Source organism: Caballeronia sp. M23-90 (genome assembly GCF_053574605.1).
Map to the genome: position 1 here is coordinate 1 of NZ_JBSIPA010000318.1, position 7,772 is coordinate 7,772.

The 7,772-nt window shown below is 61.5% G+C and carries 7 protein-coding genes; 3 read left to right on the forward strand and 4 right to left on the reverse strand.

Going from position 1 to position 7,772, the window contains the following annotated elements; genetic code table 11:
* Together ACRXB1_RS24965 and ACRXB1_RS24970 are read left to right on the forward strand one after the other, a co-directional pair.
* A partial coding sequence (locus ACRXB1_RS24965) for a hypothetical protein (RefSeq protein WP_449493557.1) occupies nt 1-216 on the forward strand: 216 nt, incomplete at its 5' end.
* Between the two features lie 139 nt (nt 217-355).
* A complete protein-coding gene (locus ACRXB1_RS24970) occupies nt 356-1,426 on the forward strand; it encodes a TAXI family TRAP transporter solute-binding subunit (RefSeq protein ID WP_062002756.1) in 1,071 nt (356 codons plus the stop codon).
* A gap of 16 nt (nt 1,427-1,442) precedes the next feature.
* Here the strand turns inward: ACRXB1_RS24970 and ACRXB1_RS24975 are convergent, their stop codons facing one another.
* The 4 genes from ACRXB1_RS24975 to ACRXB1_RS24990 all read right to left on the reverse strand — a co-directional run bounded on the left by ACRXB1_RS24975 (nt 1,443) and on the right by ACRXB1_RS24990 (nt 7,631).
* Nucleotides 1,443-4,178 carry an MGH1-like glycoside hydrolase domain-containing protein gene (locus tag ACRXB1_RS24975; RefSeq protein ID WP_375507466.1) on the reverse strand — a complete coding sequence of 912 codons (2,736 nt, stop codon included), beginning with the start codon at nt 4,176-4,178 and terminating at the stop codon, nt 1,443-1,445.
* A gap of 72 nt (nt 4,179-4,250) precedes the next feature.
* Complete coding sequence (locus tag ACRXB1_RS24980; protein WP_375507465.1) at nt 4,251-6,170, reverse strand: amylo-alpha-1,6-glucosidase; 1,920 nt, start codon at nt 6,168-6,170, stop codon at nt 4,251-4,253.
* Complete coding sequence (locus ACRXB1_RS24985) at nt 6,167-6,643, reverse strand: nuclear transport factor 2 family protein (protein WP_174364604.1); 477 nt, start codon at nt 6,641-6,643, stop codon at nt 6,167-6,169. Before ACRXB1_RS24985 ends, ACRXB1_RS24980 begins: the two co-directional genes overlap by 4 nt.
* Before the next feature lie 46 nt (nt 6,644-6,689).
* Nucleotides 6,690-7,631, reverse strand: a complete 942-nt coding sequence (locus ACRXB1_RS24990; RefSeq protein WP_449493558.1) for a DUF445 domain-containing protein — start codon at nt 7,629-7,631, stop codon at nt 6,690-6,692.
* Here ACRXB1_RS24990 and ACRXB1_RS24995 point away from each other — a divergent pair.
* A partial coding sequence (locus ACRXB1_RS24995; RefSeq protein WP_449493559.1) for a DUF445 family protein occupies nt 7,537-7,772 on the forward strand: 236 nt, incomplete at its 3' end. The two genes, ACRXB1_RS24990 and ACRXB1_RS24995, sit on opposite strands and share 95 nt — an antisense overlap.

Here is a 7,772-nt window from a genome sequence, read left to right on the forward strand (position 1 = left end):
GCGGTCATTCCCGCGACCGCGGCCTCGATCACAGCCACGACCAACTCTGCAACCGTCCCGACGACCCGCACCGTCGCGTCTGGAGACAGCGCACAAAGCACGGCCCAGCCGAAAGCAATCGCCCGCAACACCATGGATGCCGACGCCGAAGAGCGCGCAATCCTTGAATCCGGCTGGACGAAAGGATCGTCGAAACAACGTCCGCCATCGCAATAGACAGAAAGAAAACGCGCAGCACACGATTCAGCAAGGAGACCGGAAGGAGACAACACGGCCGCGCCCGGAGACGCCGGCCACATTGATCAATGCGTGCAATAAACGTAGCCAAACACATTAAAACGATTCAAACAACATCATGCGCAAGACCGTACTCATGCTGTTCGCCCTGCTCGGGCTCGCCGGCCTGGTTGACCGCGCCCATGCGCAATCCGATTTCAAGATCGTCACCGGACCGGAACGCGGTACCTACATCCAGATCGGCCAGGACCTGGCGAAATGGGTCGCGGACCCCGCCAATATCAGCCTGGATGTGCTGGCATCGAAAGGCTCCGCCGAAAACGTGCAACGCATGCGTTACGAACCGGGCGTGAAACTCGCGCTCGTGCAGTCGGACGTGTATCAGGCCTACCTCGATATGGCGAAAGCCGGCAACGCCGAAGCGGGCAAGATCATTCAGCCGCTGCGCCTGATCATGCCGCTCTATAACGAGGAAATCTATTTCGTGGTGCGCTCGGATTCGCCGATCAACTACATCCACGAGATCAAGGACAAGAACATCAGCGTCGGGCTGATCGGCAGCGGCACCGCGCAATCGGCGACCACGCTCTACAAGCTGATGTTCAACCAGCCCATCCCCGAAGCGCAGACGCAGCACTACAGCAATGAGGACGCGCTCGCGAAGCTGATCGTTCGCAAGCTGGATGTGGCCATCATCGTTGCGGGGCAGCCTGCAAAACTTTTTCAGGACCTGAATCCGGAGCTGCTCAGCCAGATCAAGTTGCTGAAGCTCGATCCGTCGGTGCCTGAAACAGCGCGCGCCGAGCAGACGTATTTCCCGGCGACCATCCGCACGGCGAGTTATCCGAACTGGATCAAGGAAGACTCGCCCACGCTGACCGTGAAGGCGTTTCTCGTGACCTACGACTACAACCTGCGCGGCACGGTCGGCGTCATGACGCAGTTCGCGGATTCGTTATGTACGCACTTCGATGAACTGCAGGCCAACGGTCACCCGAAGTGGAAACAGGTGAAGCTCGAGTTGCCGCCGTTGAGCCGTGGCTGGAAATACTATCCGCCGATAGAAAAGCACTTGCGGGCGTGTATCAGGAAGACCGCGGCGGCAGGCTCCGCGGAACCGGCGACACAGCGCGCGCCGAAGCGCGCCTGCACCGATGCCGAAAAAGTACTGATGCTCTGCAACGAATGACTGAAGCGGTGGCGGATTATTTCGTCACCAGCTCCGCTTCCTCGGGCACCGCCGCGCCGCCGACCGGCACGTTACCCGCAACGTCGGCTACGCGCGGCTGCAGCAGCAACGCGACCAGACCGCTCCACCCGGTCTGGTGCGACGCGCCCACGCCGCGCCCTGTATCGCCATGGAAGTACTCGTGGAACAGCACGAGATCGTCCGAACGCGGATCAGCCTGTAATTGCGGGTACGCGGCCATCACAGGACGGCGACCATTCTTGTCTTTCAGGAACAGGCGCGTCAGACGTTTGCCGAGTTCATCGGCGATAGCATTCAGCGATAACTTCTGCCCCGATCCCGTTGGATACTCGACGAGAAAATCTTCGCCGTAGTACCGATGAAACTCGTAAAGAGATTCGATCAGCAAATAGTTGACCGGCATCCAGATCGGGCCGCGCCAGTTCGAGTTGCCACCGAACACACGTGAATCCGATTCCGCCGGCAAGTACTTCACGCAAAAACGATCCCCGTTATGCTGCAGCACGAAGGGTTCGTCCCGATGCACCCGCGACAACGCGCGCACGCCATAGTCGGAGAGGAACTCGCTTTCGTCGAGCATGCGTTTGAGCAGCGCTTTCATGCGGTGACCGCGCAGCACGGAAAGCAGCAGGCTGTTGCCCTTGCCCGGCTCATTCCATCGCGATACGAGCTTCGCCAGATCTGGCCGATGTTCGAGGAACCACGTCAGCCGGTCGCGCAATCCCGGCAGATGACCATGCAGATGCTCTTCGAGCACATGGACCGCGAACAACGGAATCAGCCCGACGATCGAACGAATGCGCATGGGCACGCTGGTGCCGTCGGGCAGTTGCAGCACGTCATAGAAGAACTCGTCGCGCTCATCCCACAGACCGGTGTCGCAGGTATCGCTGCTGCTGACTGCTTCCGCGATGTACAGGAAATGCTCGAAGAACTTCACGCCGATATCCACGAACACATGATTCGCGACCGCCAGTTCCAGCGCAATGCGCATCAGGTCCAGCGCGTAAGCGGCCATCCACGCGGTGCCGTCCGACTGATCGATGCGCCCGCCCGTTGGCAACGGCGCTGACCGGTCGAAGATGCCCACGTTGTCAAGCCCGAGAAAGCCGCCCTGGAAGATGTTTCGGCCGTCGGCGTCCTTGCGGTTCACCCACCACGAGAAATTCAGCAGCAGCTTATGAAAGACCAGCTCGAGAAAATCGCGATCCGGCTTGCCGGTAATGGCACGGTCGATCTCATAGACGCGCCACGTGGCCCACGCGTGGACCGGCGGATTGGCATCGCCAAACGCCCATTCATAGGCCGGCAATTGCCCGTTCGGATGCTGATAACGGTCTTTCACGAGCAGCAGCAATTGACGCTTTGCGAACGCCGGATCGATCAGCGCGAACGCCGCAGCGTGAAAAGCCAGATCCCACGATGCATACCACGGGTATTCCCACTTGTCGGGCATCGAGACGATGTCGGCGTTGCACAAGTGCCGCCAGTCGGCATCGCGGCCACGCTTGCGGCCTGCGGGCGGCGCTGGCTGCAACGGGTCGCCGTCCATCCAGCGCGTGACATCGAACATGTAGAACTGCTTCGACCACAACATTCCCGCGAGCGCCTGACGTTGCACGAGACGTTGATCTGCGTCGTCCATTTCGTGCTGCAGGCCGGCGTAGAACGCATCGGTTTCCGCGATCCGGCGAGCGAACAGCGCGTCGGTATCGAGCGGCTGGCGATCCGTGTCGGCATCGGCTTCGGGACGCCAGCGCATTGTCACGACGCCACGGCCCAGCGCCGGCAATTCGATCCTCACATGCGCGGCGGCACGCGTGCCGGTATCGCGACGGATCGCACTCTCTTCGCCATGCACGATGTAATCGTTGAAGCCGTCCTTGAACGGCCCTGCTCCTTCCGAACCGAACAGACGCCTGACGTTGGTCTCGTTTTCGCAGAACACCCAGTCCACGGCTGCGCCATTACGCGCTTCAGCGGTCACGACCATGGGCGCGTGTCCGTCGCAATGGGCAACTACACGTTTGCTCTTGGCGTCGCCCTTCAAGGTCAGCGACGGCTTCTGCGACTCTTTCCATGACCACGTATTGCGCGCCCAGATTTGCGGCAACAAGTCGATGGCCGCCGCACAGTCCGCGCGGTTCTCGACCGTCACGCGCATCACGATATCTTCCGGCGTGTGCTTCGCATATTCGACGTGGATATCGAAGTACTTGTTGTCTTCGAAGACGCCTGTATCGAGCACTTCGTATTCGGGTACGTCCGCACCGCGCCGGCCGTTTTCCGCGACGAGGTCATCGTAGGGAAACGCTGCGTGCGGGTACTTGTAAAGCATGCGCATATAGGAATGCGTGGGCGCGCCGTCGACGTAGAAATAAAGCTCCTTCACGTCCTCGCCATGATTGCCCTGCGCGTTCGTCAGGCCGAACAAACGCTCCTTCAGGATGGCATCCTGACCGTTCCACATTGCAAGCGAGACGCACCAGTTGAGCTTGTCGTCGCTGAATCCGGCGATGCCGTCCTCGCCCCATCGGTATGCGCGACTGCGCGCATGATCGTGCGGAAAATAGTCCCATGCGGTGCCGTTCTCGCTGTAATCCTCGCGCACCGTGCCCCATTGACGCTCGCTGAGATACGGGCCCCAGCGTTGCCAGCGCGAACAGTCGGTGGAATGAAGACGCGATCCTTCGATGGTGTCGAGCGACTTGGTAGCGCGCAGTGGCGGCATGGTGCGTCCTTAGGCTAGGCGTGACGGTAAGACCGATAATCTAGCGCGTTTGCACGACATCGGCATTAATCGTCATGAATCTGTGGCGAGCAGGCGCTCGAGGCGCATGAGTTCACCGAGCGACCACGCCTGGAATGGCGTGCCGCCGGGCGTGTGCGGTGCATCGCCGTCCGCGACTTCGGAGACATGATCGAGACCCGCCCGATGCAGATGATCGTGCAGCGGTTGCAAAAAGCGTTCACGGGCCTGCGTTCTCGCTGCGGGATCGTCGCGATGCACCCGCAACCACGCTTGCACGAACGCGCCGAGCAGCCACGGCCAGACGGTGCCTTGATGATAGGCGCCATCGCGTTCGAGCGGCGGCCCGGTGTATCGGCCCTTGTAGGCCGGATCATTCGGCGACAGGGTCCGCATGCCCATTGGCGTGAGCAAGAGTTGCTCGCATTGATCGACGATTGCGCGGGCGGTTGCATCGTTGTCGATCAGCGAAAACGGCAAGCCGCCGACAGCAAAAAGCTGGTTCGGCCGGATCGAACGATCGATCTCGCCGGATTCGTGATCCGCGTCCACGACGTCGTAGAGCGCGCCGCTCGCAGGATCAGTGAAACGTTGTTGAAAGGCGTAGGTCGCCCGCGTTGCAGGTTCCGTCCAGCGCGGATTCCACACAGCGGCAATGCGCAACGCATTGATCCACAACGCCTGCACTTCAACCGGCTTGCCGATGCGCGGCGTCACCACCCAGTCGCCCACCTTCGCGTCCATCCACGTCAGTTGCACGCCGGCGACGCCCGCGCGCAGCAGTCCGTCTTTCGGATCGGCGGCGATCTGATAGCGCGTGCCGTTCGTATAGCCGTCGAGGATCGCATCGACGGCTTGCTGCAAGCGGTTCCGGGTGTGTTGCGCAGCATGTCCCGCCGCCAGATACTCGTGCACGGCAATCACGAACCATAGCGACGCATCGACCGAGTTGTACTCCGGCGCACCGCCGCTGTCGGGGAAACGGTTCGGCAGCATGCCTTCCGAGATCGTGCCGGACCATTCGAGCAGGATCGATTCAGCATCGGCGAGACGGTCCGATGCGATCATCAAGCCGCGCATCGCGATGAACGTGTCGCGGCCCCAGTCGGTGAACCATGGAAAGCCGGCGAGGATCGTGCGGCCCTCGTTGCGCGCGACGATGTAGCTATCGGCTGAACGTTGCAGCGCAGATGGAAAGGCAGCGCGGCGCGCTTGCTCCGTGCCTGCAAGTTGCGCGGCGGATCTTGCCGCTCCTTCGTTCGCACTCAACACGAGCACCGCTTCCCCGCGCGATAAATCGAAGGAAAAGACACCCGGCGTCGCGAGGTCCTCGTTGAAGTCCATGCCGCGTTCGCGCTCGGCCGTGTAGCAGAAATTGCGATACCAGTCGGGTGCATGCACATACGTTCCGTTCGATACCGCAACCACCGCCGGCACATCGCCATACGCCTGCCAGCGGATCTGGTCACCCATCCCGGTAAAGTCGAAGTTGAACGCGGGGTTCTCGTGATGCAGCGCGTGATAATCGCGGCCCGACATCAGCGGCCGCACTTTGAGCGTCAACGTGGTGTTGTCCAGGCGCCATCGAAGCACCGTACACGCACTGTCCTTGGCGACAAAGACTTCTGCGGTGAGTACTTGCGTGTCGCTGATCTGATGACGCCAGGTCGGCCACGGTTCGGTATCGAATGAAAGCAGGCTCGCCGATATATCCGGCCACGCCGCTCCGTCGCCATAGCGTTGCATGGTAAGCGGAATGCGCGTGTTTCCCGATGCATCCTCGAGCCAGGCTTCCACGCCGTTCACGAGCACCATGCGTCCCGCAGGCGGATGGGTGGCCGTGAGCAACAGCGCGTGGTATCGGCGCGTGCGCTCGGTGCCGACGGTCCCGGAAGCGAACCCGCCGAAAGCATCGGCTTCGAGCCATTCGTCGTCGAGGCGCCCTTCGCGAGCGGGGGAATCAATGCGTGTCATGTCTTCGGTTGCTGCCGGTAAGTCCTGAGTCCCTTCGCTGCCTGCGCGCGGATCTTGTTCTGTACGAACGACGTCCAGCCGAGCAGCAGACCCTTGAGTCCAAGCGCCTGACGGCTCCAGGCCCAGAGATCGAAGTGATCGTAATGTTCGACGATCAGGCCGTCGCGAATCACGAAACGCGCGTTGATGCGGTTCACGACCATACGTCCCGTCTGCGAAAAACGATAGGTCGCGACCCAGTTTGCAGTCGCCGTTTGTCCGACCGACTTGATGTCGCCAAAGGTCAGCGAAAATTCCGACGCCCGCGCAAGCAACATGCGCCACATGTCGCCCGCTTCACGGCCGCGCAACACGCCGAACACAGGATCGCTGAACTCGACGTCGGACGCATAACATTTCGCCATCGCCTCGGCGTCGGAACGCTGGAAGGCTTCGTAGAAACGCTGGATCAATGCGGCGTTCGGGTCCGTCATGTTCGGTCTCTTCCAGGAGGGTCGGTTGACCGCGGCAACGAGAAGCTTAAACCATGAACATCGATACGGCATGAATGATCAGGCCAACCAGCCCGCCCACCAGCGTGCCGTTCACGCGGATGAATTGCAGGTCGCGGCCCACGCTCAGTTCCACGTCGCGCACGAGCGTGGCGTCGTCCCAGTTGCGCACGGTCGCGGCAATATGTTTCGCGATGCCGTCGCGCAGTTCCGGCGCGAGCGAACGCAGCGCGTCACGCATATGCTCGTTGATCGATTCACGCAACGCAGGATCGTCGCCCAGGGCGGCCGCAAACGATGACGCCGCGCCCGTCACTTTCCGGTTCAGCGTTGAGTCCGGTTGAGATAGATCGCGGCGTAGCCAGTCCTTGAATTCGTCCCACAAGCCGTTCACATAGGTCCGCAACTCGGGACGTTCGAGCCATTCGCGTTTGTGCTGATCGATCCGTTCGCGGAACGCCGGATCGCTCTTCAGCCGTTCGATAAACCCCTCCACCGAGCGGTCGAACGCCTTGCGCCGTTCGTGTTCGGGATCGTCGCTGATGTCGTGCAGCCATTTGGTCGCGCCGCGCACCAGGCCGCCTGCGAACTTGTTACCGAGATCCTCGGCGCTCAGGCCGACAAAACCCAGCATGCCGATGAGCTTCGGATATTCCTCTCCCGCCACTTCGATGATCTTGCCTGCAAGGATCCCCTGCACTTCCTCGCGGTCGAGCCATTGCGCGAGTTCGCGCAGGCCCTCGTCCAGAAGCAGTTGATGGCGGCGGTCCGCCGTCATGGTGGACAGCAATCCGCCGACTGCGCCCGCCAGATCGAACTGTTCGGCACGACGGCGCAGCGCTTCGTGAAGCATGGCCTTGACGCGCTCGTCGTCGATGAACTCCAGCATCTGGCCTGCCGCGGCGACCGCTTTCTTGCCGATTCCGCACACTGCCATCCTCCCGGCAAACAAGGCTCGCGTGGCCGACAACCTTGCCGAATTCGTCCGGGACAAGTTTCTCGGCACCGACGCCCTGGTCGCCCGGGTGAACGCCTTCGATCCCGCCGGTCGCCTTGCTATCTGGCTCGCCGAACCGGCAAACGCGGCGCTGCTCGGCAAGAAAGCGGTCGA

Bases quoted from the DNA above. Each gene is read 5' to 3' on its own strand.
- ACRXB1_RS24970 (WP_062002756.1), top strand. From the start codon at position 356: ATGCGCAAGACCGTACTCATGCTGTTCGCCCTGCTCGGGCTCGCCGGC.
- ACRXB1_RS24975 (WP_375507466.1), bottom strand. From the start codon at position 4,178: ATGCCGCCACTGCGCGCTACCAAGTCGCTCGACACCATCGAAGGATCG.
- ACRXB1_RS24980 (WP_375507465.1), bottom strand. From the start codon at position 6,170: ATGACACGCATTGATTCCCCCGCTCGCGAAGGGCGCCTCGACGACGAA.
- ACRXB1_RS24985 (WP_174364604.1), bottom strand. From the start codon at position 6,643: ATGACGGACCCGAACGCCGCATTGATCCAGCGTTTCTACGAAGCCTTC.